Source organism: Labilibaculum sp. DW002 (assembly GCF_029029525.1).
Classification (GTDB): Bacteria; Bacteroidota; Bacteroidia; order Bacteroidales; family Marinifilaceae; genus Paralabilibaculum; species Paralabilibaculum antarcticum.
Genome location: NZ_JAKJSC010000001.1, coordinates 2006409 through 2024469, shown reverse-complemented (window position 1 = coordinate 2024469; position 18061 = coordinate 2006409). Strand labels below are relative to the sequence as shown.

General features: G+C 35.0%; 16 protein-coding genes and 2 tRNA genes. 6 read left to right on the top strand and 12 right to left on the bottom strand.

Annotated features, from left to right (window positions below):
• Window positions 1–39: 39 nt before the first annotated feature.
• The 8 genes from L3049_RS07730 to L3049_RS07700 form a co-directional block, all read right to left on the bottom strand.
• Window positions 40–1224, bottom strand: coding sequence for an acetyl-CoA C-acyltransferase (locus L3049_RS07730; protein WP_275109228.1), 1185 nt, complete (start codon window positions 1222–1224; stop codon window positions 40–42).
• Between the two features lie 33 nt (window positions 1225–1257).
• Window positions 1258–3660, bottom strand: a complete 2403-nt coding sequence (locus L3049_RS07725) for a 3-hydroxyacyl-CoA dehydrogenase/enoyl-CoA hydratase family protein (RefSeq protein ID WP_275109227.1) — start codon at window positions 3658–3660, stop codon at window positions 1258–1260.
• Between the two features lie 20 nt (window positions 3661–3680).
• Entirely contained in the window at window positions 3681–5450 is a 1770-nt protein-coding gene (locus L3049_RS07720; RefSeq protein ID WP_275109226.1) for an AMP-dependent synthetase/ligase, read from the bottom strand.
• A gap of 285 nt (window positions 5451–5735) precedes the next feature.
• Entirely contained in the window at window positions 5736–6701 is a 966-nt protein-coding gene (fmt, locus tag L3049_RS07715) for a methionyl-tRNA formyltransferase (RefSeq protein ID WP_275109225.1), read from the bottom strand.
• Between the two features lie 13 nt (window positions 6702–6714).
• Window positions 6715–6882 carry a DUF5522 domain-containing protein gene (locus tag L3049_RS21640; protein WP_275124366.1) on the bottom strand — a complete coding sequence of 56 codons (168 nt, stop codon included), beginning with the start codon at window positions 6880–6882 and terminating at the stop codon, window positions 6715–6717.
• A gap of 1 nt (window position 6883) precedes the next feature.
• On the bottom strand, window positions 6884–7354 hold the full coding sequence (locus tag L3049_RS07710) for a nuclear transport factor 2 family protein (RefSeq protein WP_275109224.1): 471 nt from the start codon (window positions 7352–7354) through the stop codon (window positions 6884–6886).
• The gene (locus L3049_RS07705; RefSeq protein ID WP_275109223.1) at window positions 7347–8807 is read right to left on the bottom strand and encodes an LptF/LptG family permease; all 1461 of its coding nucleotides are present in this window, start codon (window positions 8805–8807) and stop codon (window positions 7347–7349) included. The genes L3049_RS07710 and L3049_RS07705 overlap by 8 nt, the downstream gene beginning before the upstream one ends.
• 213 nt (window positions 8808–9020) lie before the next feature.
• Window positions 9021–9395: an START-like domain-containing protein gene (locus L3049_RS07700; protein ID WP_275109222.1), complete on the bottom strand. Its 375-nt coding sequence runs from the start codon at window positions 9393–9395 to the stop codon at window positions 9021–9023.
• A gap of 353 nt (window positions 9396–9748) precedes the next feature.
• On the opposite strand from L3049_RS07700, the gene L3049_RS07695 reads away from it, so the two are divergent.
• The 5 genes from L3049_RS07695 (at window position 9749) to tsaA (ending at window position 13086) form a co-directional block, all read left to right on the top strand.
• Window positions 9749–9822, top strand: a tRNA-Met gene (locus tag L3049_RS07695).
• A gap of 266 nt (window positions 9823–10088) precedes the next feature.
• A tRNA-Met gene (locus tag L3049_RS07690) sits at window positions 10089–10162 on the top strand.
• A 105-nt stretch (window positions 10163–10267) separates the two neighbouring features.
• The gene (locus L3049_RS07685; RefSeq protein ID WP_275109221.1) at window positions 10268–10780 is read left to right on the top strand and encodes a DUF4494 domain-containing protein; all 513 of its coding nucleotides are present in this window, start codon (window positions 10268–10270) and stop codon (window positions 10778–10780) included.
• Between the two features lie 297 nt (window positions 10781–11077).
• Window positions 11078–12484, top strand: a complete 1407-nt coding sequence (gene aspA / locus L3049_RS07680; RefSeq protein ID WP_275109220.1) for an aspartate ammonia-lyase — start codon at window positions 11078–11080, stop codon at window positions 12482–12484.
• A 113-nt stretch (window positions 12485–12597) separates the two neighbouring features.
• Window positions 12598–13086, top strand: a complete 489-nt coding sequence (gene tsaA, locus L3049_RS07675) for a tRNA (N6-threonylcarbamoyladenosine(37)-N6)-methyltransferase TrmO (protein ID WP_275109219.1) — start codon at window positions 12598–12600, stop codon at window positions 13084–13086.
• A 9-nt stretch (window positions 13087–13095) separates the two neighbouring features.
• Here tsaA and hemH read toward each other — a convergent pair whose 3' ends face one another.
• From hemH to L3049_RS07655, 4 genes are all read right to left on the bottom strand, one after another.
• Window positions 13096–14109: a ferrochelatase gene (gene hemH / locus L3049_RS07670; RefSeq protein ID WP_275109218.1), complete on the bottom strand. Its 1014-nt coding sequence runs from the start codon at window positions 14107–14109 to the stop codon at window positions 13096–13098.
• 129 nt (window positions 14110–14238) lie between these two features.
• The gene (gene hemF, locus L3049_RS07665) at window positions 14239–15132 is read right to left on the bottom strand and encodes an oxygen-dependent coproporphyrinogen oxidase (RefSeq protein WP_275109217.1); all 894 of its coding nucleotides are present in this window, start codon (window positions 15130–15132) and stop codon (window positions 14239–14241) included.
• 43 nt (window positions 15133–15175) lie between these two features.
• Entirely contained in the window at window positions 15176–15496 is a 321-nt protein-coding gene (locus L3049_RS07660) for a DUF6787 family protein (protein WP_275109216.1), read from the bottom strand.
• Window positions 15497–15680: 184 nt separating this feature from the next.
• A complete protein-coding gene (locus L3049_RS07655; protein ID WP_275109215.1) occupies window positions 15681–17198 on the bottom strand; it encodes a peptide MFS transporter in 1518 nt (505 codons plus the stop codon).
• A 234-nt stretch (window positions 17199–17432) separates the two neighbouring features.
• Between L3049_RS07655 and L3049_RS07650 the strand changes: the two genes are divergently transcribed.
• Window positions 17433–17975, top strand: a complete 543-nt coding sequence (locus L3049_RS07650) for a DUF4287 domain-containing protein (RefSeq protein ID WP_275109214.1) — start codon at window positions 17433–17435, stop codon at window positions 17973–17975.
• Window positions 17976–18061 lie beyond the last annotated feature (86 nt).

Sequence of the window (18061 nt, the reverse complement as noted above, 5' to 3'; positions counted from 1 at the left end):
GATCAATATAGAATGGTTAATGTCATTAATAATTAAACATTAATCATTGCTCATTAATTCGAATATGCCGGCAGCTCCTTGTCCCGAACCAACGCACATACTCACCATGCCGTATTTTTGATTTTGTTTTTTCATTTCATGAATCAGCTGAACACTTAATTTTGCTCCGGTGCAGCCAAGTGGATGGCCTAGTGCAATGGCGCCACCATTCATATTGGTCATGTCAGGATTGATATTCAATTCTCGCATTACGGCAAGAGCTTGAACAGCGAAAGCTTCATTCAATTCTAATTGCTCAATCTGATTCATATTTAGACCTGATCTTTTTAAAACTTTTGGAATGGCTGCAACTGGTCCAATTCCCATATGTTTAGGCTCAACACCAGCTACGGCATAATTCACAAATCTAGCCAAAGGCTCTACGTTCAGTTCTTTTAGCATTTTCTCTGATACGACTAAAACAAAAGCAGCACCATCTGAAGTTTGTGATGAATTCCCAGCCGTGACACTACCTCCTTGTGCAAAAACAGGTCTTAACTTGCTCAAGGCTTCTTCCGTAGTTCCCAATCTTGGACCTTCATCTTTACTAATTAGGTGTTCTCTACTTTCAGCTTTATCATTTCCATTAACAAAAGTCTCCATCACCTTTATGGGAACAATTTCATCCGTAAAGCGATTTTGTGCCAATGCTTCGAGAGCTTTTCGGTGTGAATGAAAGGAGAATTCATCCTGATCTTCACGTGAAATATTATATTCCTTACGCAAAGCCTCGGCAGTAATTCCCATATTCCAATACCAATCTGGGTTTGATTTCGCTATATCAAGATTTGGCACAACTCGCCAACCTCCCATAGGAATCATAGACATCATTTCAACACCTCCAGCGAATATGCAATCAGCCAATCCAGCTTCAATTTTAGATGCGGCAATGGCTATGGTCTCTAATCCAGAGGAACAATATCTGTTCACAGTCATTCCAGGAACTTGAATATTATCGAGCCCCATTAAAGCGATCATTCGCCCAACATTAAGGCCTTGTTCTGCTTCAGGAGTTGCATTCCCCACAATCACATCATCCACCATTGTTGGATCCAAATTTGGAATCTCTTTCATGATATGCTGAACTACTTGAGCTGCCATATCATCTGGACGAATAAACCTCAGTTTGCCTTTTTTTGCTTTGCCTACAGCACTTCGGTAGGCTGCTACTATATATGCGTTCATAAATTTCAGTTATCAGTTATCATTAAACAGTTATCAATTACGAAGAATTTTCCCCTTTTGAAGCAGACTTTGCATCCGTTCTAGGGTTTTTTTCTGCTGACATAATTTTACAAATGCAATTCGTTCCAAATTCAATAGATAGTTCTCCGAAACTTCTGCAGGTTCGCTTAATTCTCCACCACTAAGTACTTTTCCCAATTCAATTGAGAGGTATTTGTCGTACTCCGAAATGTAGTTTCCAACTTCCATTCCATCTGCTCCGGAATAGACTAAGGCCAATCCTTCTGCTCCCAATACACGAATGTCTTTTGTTGGTAGAGGAGGCGTGTAGCCTTTTTCGGTCATTAGCAAAGCTGCTTTTTTAGCATAGAGCAATTGATGTTTTCTACTTACAATTACTTCATCAACATCTTTGCGTAAGTAACCCAGTTCGAAGGCTTCATAGCCCGATGTGGATACCTTTGCTTGTCCTATGCTTAAGAATTTTTCGCGAAAACGGTTGGTTCGAATGTCATCATGTGCAATTTCTTGCGAAAGGCGATAAGCAAATTCTTTAGATCCACCACCAGCAGGAATAACGCCTACTCCCAACTCAACTAATCCCATATAGGTTTCAGCATGAGCAATTACTTTATCACAATGCATACTTATTTCGCAACCACCGCCAAGTGCCATATTATGTGGTGCTGCTATTACCGGGAATGAAGCATATTTTAATTTGAGCATGGTGTTTTGGAATGTGCGAACGACCATGTCAAGTTCTTCATATTCTTGTTCTATAGCGAGCATGAAAACTAAACCAATATTAGCTCCTGCAGAAAAATTATCTCCTTCGTTAGAAATAATGAGAGCTCTATAACTTTCCTCTGTTAACTCAATAGCTTTGTTGATACCCTGAATAATTTCACTACCAATGGTATTCATTTTAGTATGGAATTCTAAGTTGATTATTCCATCTCCCAGATTGAGAATACTACAACCTTCGTTACTCCATATGCTGTGCGATGGTCTAAGATTGTTGAGAATTACCAATTCTTCTGTTCCAGGAATGGTAATGTATTCTTGAGAGTTAATCTCATAGAATTGTTTGTTTCCTTCTTTTAACTGATAGAATTTCTGATCTTTTTCAGCCATTTTGTAGACCCAATCAGCCGGTTTGTAACCTAGTTCTTCCATCATTGGAATGGATTTTTTCAAACCCAAAGTATCCCAAATTTCGAAAGGTCCCATTTCCCAGGCAAACCCAGTACAAATGGCATCATCAATCTTATATATTTCATCTGATATTTCAGGAATTCGATTCGAAACATAGGCGAACAATCCTAAAAATAATTTGCGGTAGAATTGATTTATTTTTCCTTCTCCTTTTAACAAGAGTTTGAAACGCTTATTAAGATGAGGAATCGCTTTAGCAGCTTCAAATTCAGCAAATTTTATTTTTTGCTTCGCTTGATATTCAAAATTGGAAAGATTTAAGCTTAGAATTTCACTTTTTCCTTCCTCATTTTTGATTTTTTTGTAAAATCCTTGTCCCGTTTTGGCTCCTAACCATTGGTTTTCTAATAGTTTTTGAATAAAATCAGGTACCGCAAAAATCTCTTTCGATTCGTCATTAACGAGAGCTTTTTGAAGGTTTTGAGCAACAAAAACAAGCGTATCTAACCCAACTACATCGCAGGTGCGAAAAGTTGCAGATTTAGGACGGCCGATAATTGGTCCGGTTAGCTTGTCTATTTCCTCAACCGAAAGATCAAATTCTTTTAGTAAATGAAATACCGACATCATGGAATACACACCAATACGATTGGCGATAAAGGCAGGTGTATCTTTACAAATCACAACCGATTTCCCTAAGTGCCTTTCACCAAATTCTTTTAGAAAAGCAATCACTTCCTCAGAAGTATAAGTAGAAGGAATGATCTCCAACAATTTCAAATACCTTGGCGGATTAAAAAAGTGGGTTCCACAAAATGATTGTTTGAAATCTTCAGATCTACTATCCAGTAACATTCCTATTGGTATACCTGATGTGTTTGTTGTAATTAAAGAACCAGGTTTTCTGTACTCTTCAATTCTAGAATATAGGCTTTGTTTGATTTTTAAATTTTCAACGATTACCTCAATTACCCAATCGCAATCTTTAATTTTGATAAGGTCATCTTCAAAATTACCCAGGCTAATTCTTTTTGCGAAACTCTTTAGATACAGTGGATCTGGTTTATTCTTTACTATCCGACTAAATAATTGGTTAACGATTCGATTTCGAACCCTTGGGTGTTCTAATGAATATCCAGCTTTATCTTCTTCTGCACTTAGTTCCTTGGGAGGCATATCTAGCAATAGAACTTCCATACCAATGTTGGCAAAATGACATGCAATTTGGGCACCCATTACTCCGGCTCCCAAAACGGCAACTTTCCTTATTTTACGATGCATATTTAGTATTTTAGTGTGTGTCAGGAATAAATTTCTTCAATCAGTAATTGATATTTATTTTTTAAAACTTTTCGTTTCAATTTTAAAGTAGGCGAGAGTTCTCCTGATTCTGGAGTCCAAACATCAGCAACCAATCGGAAGCTTTTGATTTTCTTAGGTCGATCGAGATTTACATTCATTTTTTGAACCTCTTTCCAAATTCGAACCTGAATTTTTTGGTTGAAAATGACATCTTCAGGACTCTCAAATGGGATCTTTTTTCGTTTACAATATTCCTTTAAGAACTCAAAATCAGGAGAGATGATTACCGATGGGAATCTTTTAAATTCACCAATAACAATGTTTTGATCGATAAAAGGAGATTCTTTTAATCGGTTTTCAATTACCTGAGGGGCAATGTAAATTCCACCTGAAGTCTTGAAAATTTCTTTCTTTCGATCAGTAATTTTTAAAAAACGATCCTCTTCCCAGCAACCAATATCTCCTGTATGGAACCAACCGTCTTCATCAATTACTTGTTTGGTTAGTTCTGGATTTTTATAGTAGCCCAACATGATATTTGGTCCACGCGCCAATATTTCACCATCATCAGCAATTTTTACCTCGACACCTTTTAAAACGGGTCCCACGGTTCCAAATTTTACATCTGGGTAAGCATTTTGATTGGCAGCAATAATAGGAGAGGTTTCGGTTAGGCCATATCCTTCTTGAACAGGAATGCCTGCAGCCCAAAATAAACGTTCTAAGCGCACCTGTAATGCGGCTCCACCCGAACACATGAACATGATATTACCACCCAAAGCTTCCTGCCATTTGCTGAAGATTAGTTTTCGCGCAATTTTTAATTTGAATTCATACCAACTGCCATTGGCGCGGTTCAATTCATATTTTGATCCCAGTTTTACAGCCCATAAAAAAATCGATTTTTTTATAAAAGGTAAGCTCTTTCCTTTTGCCATAATTTTGTCGTAAACTTTTTCTAGCAAACGTGGTACCGTTGCAAATCCATGAGGTTTCAATTCTCGTAAATTATCACCTATTGTATCCATGCTTTCGGCGTAATAGATGCTAACTCCTTTGTATTGGTATTGATAATTAACCATTCGCTCATAAACATGATTGATGGGTAGGAAACTTAAGGTTTTGTGAGATGAATCAAGTGACAATCGAGCAGCGGAAGCCAATACATTACTCATGAAATTATTATGAGAAAGCATTACGCCTTTCGGATTACCAGTTGTACCGGAAGTGTATATTATTGTAGCCAAATCATCTGGCTGAATACTCTCTTTTATTGCAGTTAACTCGCTTTTTAAATTTGCTTCTGCCTTTTCTCCAGCTTCAAGTAGTCTGGTCCAATGAGCAACGGCTTTAATTTTTTCGAATGAATAAACCAACTTTACAGATGGATGATCCGCTAAAAGGGGTTCAATTTTTTCGTATAGTATTTGGTCCGAAACAAATATTGCAACTGGTTGGCAATGCTGAATAATGTAATCGTAACTTTTGGCGTTAATTGTTGGGTACAATGGAACATGTACAGCGCCGATTTGAGCTAAGCCCATGTCAAGAAAGTTCCATTCTGGTCGATTGTTAGAAATGCTTATTACACAGTCATTCTTTTTTAAACCATTTTCCAGCAATGCATAACTTATAAAATTAGAATAAGTCAAATATTGCTCTGAAGAATAGGTAATCCATTGTTCACCCTCTTTTTTTGCAAAAGCATCTATTTTGTCAGGAAAACATTCTCTGTAGTTATCTAGTAGATCAAAAATTCGCTTTACCATAAATTAAAAATTGTTGGTAGGTAAGGTCTATTAGTATGTCAACAAAAAAATCATGTAAATGTTGAGGCATTTAAGTATTCTCTGTGGAAAAGAGGTGAGAGAGAAAGGTAGCTTACTTTTTTTGAGGAGAAATCTCTACTAGGATGATAATTTGGTTTTTAGAAGAGTTTTTTTTACTTCTATAGAATTTACGAAAAGGTTTTCGAAAATAAAAGAATTATTGGTGAGTTTTACTTTTTATTTGGTGAGCGTAAAAAAAGGAAGCTAAAATAGCTTCCTTAAATATTATAAATGGTAATTGTTTATTTGTTGAAATCCCCGGAGGAAATCTTCTACTTTCATCCGTTTTTTTCCAGCTTGTTGAAGCATTTTAATGGAAATAAAGCCTCCATCAACAGCGACTTTTAAATAGTTTTTTCCGTCGGTAGATATAGTTCCAACAGTTTCGGAATGTTTAACAATTTCTTTTTCGGTGCCAAATACTTTTAGCCCAATTGCTTTACCTTCTTCCTTAGGAAGTAGTTCTGTCCATGAAGCAGGGTAAGGACTCAATCCTCTAATTAGATTGTGAATTGAGTTAATATCTTTTGTCCAATCGATTTTGCAATCTTCCTTAAAGATTTTTGGAGCTGATTTTAATTCCTGAGCAGATAAACTTTCTTGAGGTATTTGTGGGTAATCACCAGCCTCAATTGCTTTAACCGTTTTTACGACTAACTGTGAACCTACATTCATCAGTTCGTCATGAATAACTTCTACGTTATCATTATCTCCAATTGAAATCTTTTCCTGAAATAATATATTTCCAGTGTCGATAGCATGTTGAAGTAGGAAGGTTGAAACGCCTGATTCTTTATCTCCATTCATGATTGCCCAATTGATAGGTGCAGCACCACGATAATGTGGAAGGAGAGAGGCATGCAGGTTTAGAGTTCCATATTTTGGCATATTCCAAACTAATTCAGGTAACATTTTAAAAGCAACTACGACTTGTAAGTCAGCATTCAAAGCTTTTAGTTCAGCCAAGAAAGCTTCATTTCTGAATTTCTCAGGTTGAAGAATAGTTAAACCTTTTTCAAGGGCATATTTTTTAACCGCTGATTCCTGAATCTTTTGACCACGACCAGCAGGCTTGTCCGGATTTGTAACAACTCCGACAATATTGAAACCTGCTTCAATTAAAGCATCAAGAGGAGCTACAGCAAATTCCGGTGTCCCCATGTAAACAATTCGTAAGCTATTTTGATTCATATTGGATTTTGTATTATTCTTTTAAAGTTCGATTACCTTTGGTGTGTTTTGGAAAATAAGGGCAATGTTTACACCCATTTCCACAACAATAACCTCTTTCACTTAAATATTTATGAGTTAATATGCGATAACCGTCGGGGCTCATATAATAATCGATATCTGGTTTTAAATCGTCGAACATTTTAATTTTGATTAATTTGAAGAAATTCTTTAACCTTTTCGTTTTTAATCGTTACCGATAGGTGATAGTGAGTTATTAGGAGTGTGTTGTTTTCATTACGGATAACACCTGAAGCTCTGCAAACACCCATCCAGGTATTTAATAATTCATTGAACCATGCTGTTTTTCCATCCTCAGAGAAATAGATTTTTCTATCGAAAGCCTTAAAATCCCAAGCTTTTCCTTTTGCGAAATGAGGTTCGCAAAATTGGAAAAATTCTTTTTTTGTCCATCTTTCGCTTGCATCAGTACCAATATAAATAGCATCTTCACTCATCATTCCAAAATAGGAATTGATGTTTGCGTCGGCTGCAGCTTTGTGCCAATTAGTAATAAATTCAGCAACTTCTTTTTCTTTGGGTGGCTCGATAGTATTGCACGAACTTATCATTAAAATGAAAAGAAATCCGAGTAATCGAAATTGATTAGGCATTTTTCTTTTTTAAGAATTTCAGAGGGTTAATCTTTTTAAAGAAATCAATATAATTTTCAATATTGAAAACAGAAGAGTCAGTAGTTGCTTTATAAGTTAAAATAATACCTAAGGGCAAAATAATTATTGAAGACAACCACATTCCCCAGAATGGTGTAAGTACAAGTTCTTTTGAAAATCGCTCTGCAGTCATTGAGATAATGTAGTAGGCAATAAAGAACAATACTGAAATAATTACTGGCATTCCTAAACCTCCTTTACGGATAATTGCACCCAGAGGAGCACCGATAAAGAAAAAGATAAAACATGCAAAAGGAAGAGTGAATTTTCGATGCCATTCGTTTGTGAATTTTCGAATCCATTTTATTTGACCTTCTAATTCTCCATTTTTTCGGGAAATATTTTCTCTAGCTTTTCTTCCTTTGTTAAGGGCAGAGTTTATGGTTATTTGTTTATTAGGCGATGACATACTATTGAAAAGTGAGTCGGCGTCTAGAGTTTGTTCCGTTACTAAGTGAGCTTGAAGAGTGTCTTTTAATATCCTCTTTGGCTCTTTCTGAAAATAATGTCTGGTAATTAAATTTTTCGATAAAGACTCTTTTTCTTTGATTAGCTTATTTGTTAGTGAATCTTCTGTCCCCACCAATTGACCTAGGTTAAGCATTCGATAACTATTCTTAAAGCGATCTTCATTTCCTCTTTTTAGATCAGTACCTGGAAGAGAAATATTTTGTTTGAAAATTTTGTATTTAATTCTTTGAGAGGGATGATTTTTATTCTTTTTACGGTTCTTTGTTTTAATATCCTTGTAAATATTACCGCTATACAGCGTTAAATTCATTGTTAGTTTGTCGGCAGAAGTGACCATTGTTCCTGAATCGGCAACGGTTACATTTGTATTTCCTCTATTTTCACGGTGATCGTAAATTAGAAGGTCATACATCATTCCATTATCCTTATTGATGTTACCAACCTTAACACTAAATTTTGGCAAATCATTGGTGAAGATTCCTTCTTTTAAAATTAATTCAGGATTCTGTTTTTTAATATCATAAAGTAAGTTGGTGGTCTTTAAAGAGGCAATTGGCATTACATTATTAGAAAAATAAAAAGCACCCAAACTAATCAAAATGATCAGAATGGTTAGTGGTTTCATTATTCTTTGTAGAGAAATACCAGCAGCTTTCATTGCTGTTAGCTCATAGTTTTCTCCCATAGTACCAAAGGTCATGATAGATGCCAAGAGAATAGCCAAGGGTAAAGCCATAGGAACCAAAGTTGCAGAAACGTAGAAAAGAAATTCTGCGATTACAGTCCATTCCAGACCTTTACCAACAAATTCGTCAATATAGCGCCATAAAAATTGCATGAGTAACACAAACATGCAAATAAAGAATGTGAACGTTAAAGGCCCTAAAAAACTTTTTAATATAAATGAATGTAATCTTTTCATTACTCGCCATTTTAACTGATTTGTCGATATTTTAGTTCTCAATTATGAAATTGAGTATTGAAAATATCTGTTAACCAGATTAATAAACCATGTTTTGAAACGTAATAATTTGTTCCATAAAAAACAAGACCAATAACATTAAGAAACTGGCCCTGAAACATACAAAAATAGGTTATTTTAATTAGGTTTCGTAAATGTGGAGTGTTAAAAAAATTAAATCCCTAAAACATGTTTTAACTCAGCAATTTGGGTATCCCAAAGTTCAATGCTTTCATCAATTTCATCTTCGTAGGCAAAGTCTGTAATGATCAACGACAGGTCATTTGTTAAGGCATCAATTTCGATTTTAAACTCAAAAAAGCTTTCTTCCATATCGCTATCTAACCAATGAAAACGAACAAGTCTATTGTCTTTTTTAGTTAACAATTCAGCTTGTTGTTCGGATCCATCCCACATGAATGTATAAACTTTATCTTTTTGGTTTACATCATCGGCAAACCATTCGGACAAACCACTTGCGCTGCTTAATCGATCGAAAATAACTTTCTGGGAAGCACGAAGCACATATTCTAGTTCAAATTGTTTCATTGGTTGGGGCTTTGTATTTATTATAAGTAAAGTGAAAATATGTAAATACCAATTTTACAGGTCTACAGTCTTTGGTTTAGCTCTGAAATCTAGGTTTTCTTAAACTAAAAACGTGAATTGTAAGTCGATACTGAAATTTTGCGCAAGATACTTAAGAATATGGAATTAAAAAAAAAGAGAATGAAAACTTGTTCATTTTTCATATTGTTAAGGTATTTTTTCCATTTACTTAAAGTTCCGTCTTATAATATAAGCAAATTTTCAGATAAGTAGATTGAAGCATTACGAAAAAAGTGTTCAAGTATTTTTTTTAAATGAAAAAGGATTCTATATTTGCAGTCCGTTAGAAAAACGGCGAGGTAGCTCAGCTGGTTAGAGCGCGTGATTCATAATCACGAGGTCGGCGGTTCAAGCCCGCCTCTCGCTACTAAAAAGGAATAACTGAAAAGTTGTTCCTTTTTTTATTTTCTAAAGATGAGGAAATGATTTTTGAAATGGATTTAGGCTGGTTTGGGATAAAATTCAGTCTAAAATAATGATTTGCAATTTTTTTTTAAAGAAAAATTTTAATGCAATAATTCTGTAATAGAGATACTTTGGATTGTTCTTATGAAAAGAGAATTCTTTTTTCAATAAAAAGATTTTTTTTAGAAATAAAATGCCATTATATTTGCACCGCAATCAAGCAAAAATGGCGAGGTAGCTCAGCTGGTTAGAGCGCGTGATTCATAATCACGAGGTCGGCGGTTCAAGCCCGCCTCTCGCTACTCAAAGGGAATAACTTTAAAGTTATTCCCTTTTTTTATTCCTCAATTTGAACAATATAAAGTAGGTTATTTTATCTTTGTTAAGCGAAAAAAAATAAAAATAATATGATGACAAATAATTGGTTCGAGTGTAAAGTTAAGTACGTTAAAATTGACGAAGTTTCAGGCAAAGAGAAAAAAGTTTCGGAGCCTTATTTAGTAGATGCAGTTTCCTTTACTGAAGCCGAGGCTAGAATTCATAAAGAGTTAGAGCAAATGATTGGTGGCGAATTTAATGTTACAAACATAAGCAAGTCTAACGTTACTGAACTTTATCCAAACGAAAATGGTGATCGTTGGTATAAAGCGAAGGTTTCTTTTGTAGATGTTGATGAGGCATCTGGTAAGGAGAAAAAAGCGAACAACTACATGCTAACTGAAGCAAATAATGTGAAGCAGGCATATGAGTTCTTAGAGGAATCTTTAAGCACTATGATTGTACCTTATGAAATTCACTCAATTACAGAAAGTCCATTAATGGATGTATTTCCATTCTTTAAGGATGAATTGAATGAAGAAATTCCTGCACACCTAAAACCGCTATCGGAAGTTGAAGAAAATTCTCAAGATTTTGAATAGATCAGATTTTTCTGATCCCTTTTTGTCGAAAACGTTTGTATTCTGTTGAGAAACATACCAAAACCAAACGAATATGAGTTGTGAAACCCTGTTTTAACTGATGTAAAAGTCATTAAAACAGGGTTTTATGCTGTGTGGTGTTTTGCTGGTTGATTTTTTATTAAATCTTGGTATAAATTTGATTCTTATTTTACATTTGTGGCAACAAACAAACACTATTTACAAACGGGTTTAGCAGATTTTTTTTGAAGGGGGAATTTCAATTAAGTAATTGCTAAAGGGAAAAGTATAATCACAATGAGTACAAGAACTGAACACGATTTACTTGGTTACAAAGAAGTTCCATCTGAAGCATATTATGGAATTCAAACTTTAAGAGCAGTTGAAAATTTTGATATTTGCGGTGTTAAACTTAGCGCATATCCAAAATATATAAAGGCTCTTGCTATGGTTAAGTGGGCAGCTTCAAAAGCTAATAACGAGTTAGGTTTATTGAATGATGATCTTAATGATGCTATTACAAAGGCTTGTGAAGAAATTATCGATGGAAAATTGATCAATGAATTTCCGGTTGATATGATTCAAGGTGGTGCTGGTACTTCTACCAACATGAATGCTAATGAGGTTATTGCAAATCGTGCCTTAGAAATTCTAGGATACGAAAAAGGTGATTACAAGAAGTGTCATCCAAATAATCACGTTAACCTTTCTCAATCGACTAACGATGCATACCCAACTGGTATTAAAGTTGGTTTAATGCTTAAGAATGAAGATTTGGTGATTGGATTAAAAAGCTTAGTTGAAGGATTTCGTGCAAAAGGGGAAGAATTCAAGGATGTAATTAAAATGGGAAGAACGCAGCTTCAAGATGCTGTACCAATGACTTTAGGGCAAGAGTTTGAAGCATGGGCTGTTAACCTCGAAGAAGAAATCTTACGCTTAAATGAGAATGCTAAGTTGTTCTTAGAAGTTAATATGGGTGCTACAGCTATTGGAACAGGTATCAACTCTGAACCTGATTATCCTGAAAAATGTATTAAACACCTGCGTGATATCACAAAAATGGATATCGTATTGGCTGGTAACCTTATCGAGGCGACTCCGGATACAGGTTCATATGTGATGTACTCATCAGCAATCAAGCGTTTGGCTATCAAACTTTCTAAGATTTGTAACGATTTACGTTTACTTTCTTCCGGACCGCGTTGTGGATTTAATGAGATTAACCTACCTAAAATGCAGCCAGGTTCTTCTATTATGCCAGGAAAAGTAAATCCGGTTATTCCAGAGGTGGTAAACCAAATTGCTTATAAAGTAATAGGTAACGATTTGACTGTAACAATGGCTGCTGAAGCTGGTCAACTACAATTGAACGTTATGGAGCCAGTTATGGTTCGTTCTATCTTCGAATCAATGGAGATGTTGAAGAATGGTATGGCTACTTTAAAAGAGCGTTGTATTGATGGAATTACGGCTAACGAAGAGCACTGTAAGGAAATGGTTCTAAACAGTATTGGAATTGTTACAGCAGTAAACCCAACTTTAGGTTACGAAGCATCATCGAGAATTGCTAAGCGTGCGCTAGCTGAGAACAGAAGTGTATATGATTTGATTCTTGAAGAAGGTTTATTGACTAAAGAAAAACTTGATGAGATTCTTGCTCCTGAGCGTATGATCAAACCACAGAAATTTGTTGAGGCTTAAACAGTAATACTCTTCATAAGAGTTTTTGGCGCACTAAAGAGCTTGCTTCGTTTTTCGAGGTAAGCTCTTTTATTTTATATTGCTAAATTTGATTGATTATAATAGAAAAAGATATGACTGAAATTGTATTCAAGCCAATTGGTATTATTCATACGCCGCATGTTACCAAAGAAAACATGCCAATTCAACCCTTAAGTGCTAAAGGCATTAAGGCTAAGGTTGTGGTAAATCCAGAATATGCAGATGGTTTAATGGATTTGGAAGGCTTTTCTCATGCAATCTTACTCTATCACCTGCATGAATCAAGTGGATTTGATTTGCATGTAAAGCCGTTTATGGATAAGGTTGAGCATGGCATTTTTGCCACGCGAGCTCCTCGTCGTCCGAATGCAATTGGTATGTCGACAGTAAAAGTATTAGGTATTGAAGGTAACAACATACTAGTTGAAGATGTTGATATTCTAAATGGAACACCTTTAATTGATATTAAACCTTTCTTTTCAAAATTTGATAATCGTCCAGATGCGGTTTCTGGCTGGCTGGATGAAAATTGGCATGAAAAAAATAAGACCTTAAAATCAGATGATCGATTTAATAAATAGCTTCGAAAATTAAGACTTAACTACCAAGTCTTTTAAAGTTTCAATCCATTTAGGATGATCGTTAAGGCTTTCTACCAAAGCTAGTTTTTCGCCACCGTTTTCTTCAAATATTTCTCGATATTCAATGCCAATTTCTATGGTTGTTTCTAAGCAATCTGCAACAAAAGCAGGGCTAAAAACCATAATGTTCTTCTTACCCTCTTTTGCTAGCTTAACCATCAGTTTATCTGCAAATGGCTCAAGCCAATCTTTGTCTAATCGAGATTGAAAGCCGACTGTATACTTTTCTTTAGGAATATTTAGTTCTTGGGCGATTAATCTGGCATTTTCGTAACAAGTAGATTTATAGCAATAGTAGTCGGTTTCACGATTGAATTTTTTATCACAATCACAGGTTTTACAATTTCTTCCAGGGTGTACTTTATTAATTTGTCTGATGGGAAGTCCATGAAATGAGAAAACAAAATGTTCAAAATCATCCAAATTATTCTTGCGTGCATTATCGGCAATAATTTTGATGTAATCAGGGTCTTCGAAAAACTGATTGATGATATTAACCTCAGGAATAACTTCCCATGATTTCATCAATTCCATAACCCTTTCTATAGTCGAACCTGTTGATGAAGAAGCGTACTGAGGATACATTGGGAAAATGATCAGTTTTGCGGGCATCTCTTTTTGGATTTTAGCCAAGACACTTTTCATGGATGGTTGCTGATAGCGCATTGCCATTTCAACCGTATAATTATCATCCAATTTGTCTTGAAGCAGTTTCTGTACCTTTTCAGCATATATCATTAAAGGAGAACCTTTAGGTGTCCAGAGCTCTTTATATATTTTTGAAGAAGATTTTGCCCGAAATGGAATAATGATAAGGTTGACTAATATCTTACGAAGAAGCCAGGGAATATCAATAACTCGTTTGTCATTTAGAAACTCCTTTAAGTATGAGCGTACGTCTTTAACACTTGGGCTTTTAGGGGTGCCAAGATTGATAAGAAGAACAGTTGTTTTTTTCGACATGTTGCTTGTTCGTTTAAGAGAAATAGAATGGACTAATGTATACAGAACTTTCGTTTACTAAAAATAATAAAAATTTTCTTTTACAGATAAAACAAATATGCAGCTACTTTGTTGTACCTATTTGAAGAATTAGGCAATCCAATCGATATCTTTCTTTAATAGATTTAAGGTTTGTTCCTCTTTGGAATTTGATTTAATCTCGTATTGATAAGTCCACTTTACTTCAGGCGGCATACTTACTAATATGGATTCGGTACGCCCATTGGTGTCTATTCCAAAACGAGTTCCTTTATCTTGTAGAAGGTTAAATTCCACATAACGTCCACGTCGATGCAATTGCCAATCTTTTTCTTGCTCAGTGTATGAATAATCAGCTTTATTTTTCATGATTGCTGCATAGAGTGGAGCAAAGAGCTGTCCAATTTCAATTACAAAAGCGAATAGGTCATCTTTTGATAAACCTGTTGAATCATTTAGATGATCGAAGAAAATCCCCCCAACACCCCTTGTCTCATCTCTATGGCTTAAAAAGAAATAATCATCAGCCCAAGTTTTAAATTTTGGATAAAAATCAGGATTGTATTTTCCACAAATTGTTTTTAGAGCCTGATGAAAGTTTGCGGCTTCTTTCTTGTCAATGTATATTGGTGTAAGATCAATGCCTCCTCCAAACCAATAGGTACCATCATTAAGCTCAAAATATCTAACATTCATGTGAACAATGGGTACATAAGGATTCTCTGGATGCATAATAAGCGATACGCCAGTTGCAAAAAACTCATCGCCTTTTACATTGAGCTTAGTTTTAATTTTTTCAGGAAGAGGACCATGAACAGCGGAGAAATTAACCCCACCTTTTTCAATTGTATTTCCCTCTTTTATTACTCGGCTTCTTCCGCCTCCACCGCCATCTCGTTCCCAAAGATCTTCAATAAAGGATGCTTTTCCATCAGTAGTCTCAATGGCCTTGGTAATTCTATCTTGTAGTTGTTTAAATTTCTCTGCGATTTCTTCTTTATGCATAGAGGATTATTGTTGCGTGTGTTGTCTTTAGTAATATTCTGAATTATGCTTCTTTGTGAATGGTGTTTTTCTTTTTCTTAGATGAAAAGCGACTAATCATTTTCTTTTCAAAATTCCAGAAAAATCGAAATTGCCCTAGTATACTACCTACAATTAATAATAGGATTTGATAAGCTGGAGTGATGATAATAATACTCATTATTATTTTGATCATCAGGTTGGTTTCGGGCCCAATAGAAAGGTATTCAAATATTGGTTTCCTCACCATAACTGAAAGACTACCAGTTATGGAAAAGGTAATAAGGATTAATATTAGTTGAAGATTTGAATTGATCTCCCAACGTTTTTTAAGTTTCTCAAACATGAGGTTTTATTTAGAATAGTTTTGAATAAGCAAATATAATATAAAATACCTTTAAGTCTGAAATAGGAGAGGGATTTTCTGTTTGATTTTATTGATTAACCAATAGAATTTTAAATAAGGAAGTTTATGGCATAAAAAAACCGCCTCATATATGAGGCGGTTTTTGATATATTATTTGTATTTCTTATTCAGAAACTCTTTCTAACCATTTTACCATTACAAGCATGATGATCATTGAGATAGCACATGCACCAATAAATACTGTCCAAGTTAACCAGATAGGTACTCCAACGTAAAGCATAGCACCAAATACTAATAACTGGTTACCAGCACCTGTTGCACCTAACCAAAGACCTTGCATTAGACCTTGATACTGAGGAGGAGCTACTTTCGATACGAAAGAAATTCCAAGTGGACTAATGAAAAGCTCAGCAACAGTTAAGATGAAGTAAGCACCAACCAATAGGAATGGAGTTACTTTATCAGCCTCAGGAAGACCACCCATCTCAGTTACTTCAGAGAACAATGGTACATTAAGAGAACCAAAAGTCATCAATACATAAGCTAATGCAGCGATAAACATACCAATTGCAATCTTCTTAGGGGTAGATGGCTCAATTCCACGGTTACGTAACCATCCGAAGATACCTACAACAACTGGAGTTAAGAATACTACGAAGAATGGATTAGCCATTTGGAAAATCTCTGGATCAAAACTAAAGCCACCAATATTAAGTACAGTATAATCTCTAGCAAACATAGTAAGAGTTAAACCATTTTGGTGGAAAGAGAACCAGAAGAAGATAACAACTCCGAATACCGCTAATAAAGCGTAGATTCTTTGCTTAACTTCCTTAACATCCATCTGAGTAACGGTTGTGTTGTTTGCTTTAGCTTCAGCAGCTTTTTTCGCAGGATCTGGGAAGTTAGCTTTATTCTTAAGATAGATAACCAATGAAATTAACATAGCAACAATCGCAACAGCAAATGCATAATGGAAACCTTCATTAAATACATTTAAGTAATCATTACAAAAAGCAGTATAGTCAGTAATAGGAGAAGCACTTACTTGGTTTGCAATTTCATGAAATCTTTCCGCTGCTTTTTCTGTAAGCGTACCGCCTAGGTGTTGATGACATAGCTCAGGAAGATTGGCATTGTATTCAAAACCGGATCTTGCTAACCACCAACTTCTAATAGATGGAGCAATCATTGGAGCAAAAATACCACCAATATTAATAAACATATAGAATAAAGAGAAACCTGAGTCTCTAACCTTATCATACTTAGGATCATCGTACATCTGACCTACTAAGGCTTGTAAGTTACCTTTGAATAAACCATTACCAAATGCAATTACAGCTAAAGCAACACAGGTTGCAACTAGGTATAAAGTTAAGTTTGGAACTGGAGTTGGAGTTGGAATTGCAAGAAGCACGTATCCAAAAGCCATCATTAATAAACCTGCGAGAATAGTTCCTTTGTAGTTTTTAGTTTTATCGGCAATAACACCACCTAAAATAGCAAGGAAATAGATAGATGAATAGAAAGTTGCATAAATCCAACCAGCAGCGGTTCCATCTAAACCGAATTTAGCTTGTAAGAATAATACCAAGATAGCCATCATGGTATAGAATCCGAATCTTTCACCCATATTTGCTAAAGCAGCAGGAATCAGACCTTTAGGATGTCCTTTAAACATAGTTGTTTGTTTTAATTATTAATAGTTTTTACTTGTTTTCATGAGATGGACAAATATATAAAAAAAAACAAAAGAGAGTAATGATTTGTTAGCAGAATGAGTCTATTTAAAACGTTTTCGTAAGCAAATATGGAATTGAAAAGTTTAGTATCTTTGATATACAAGCCCAAAGCATTAGAAATAGTAAGATGTAACCGAGTATTTTCGGTATTGTAGCCAACAAAAAATTGACTTATGGATCCTGCACTGAAGACGATGATTGAAAATATGCCTGAAAAAACGGGTAAATCATTAGAAGAATGGAAAAAAATATTGAAAAAAAAATCATTCGAAAAACATTCGGAAGGGGTTAAATATCTAAAATCTGAATATAATGTTACACATGGGTTTGCGAATACAATTGTAACACTATCAAAAGAAGAAGATAATACATCAGAAGATCTTGTGGAATCTCAATACAAGGGAAAAGAAGAATTAATTCCGATCTACGAAGAACTTATCAAGTATCTTAAAACCTTAGGTTCTGATGTTACTATTACTCCCAAAAAAGGAAGTGTCAGCATTATTCGTAAACGACAATTTGTTTTAATTAAACCCGCAACCAAAACAAGAATTGATTTAGGCTTGAAAATAAAAGACAAGCCAATAGCGAATAGGCTTGAAAGCTCTGGACCTTTTGGAACAATGTGTACCCATAGAGTGAGAATTTCTGAATTGTCGGAAATTGATAATGAATTGAAAGCTTGGATACTAGAAGCATACGAAAAATCGAAATAAACTGGCTACCATTAAATGCAAATTAGCAAGTGGTTAGATACTTATTTTACGAGCAGTAGTCTAATTCTTTTTTCTTTATTTCAGAG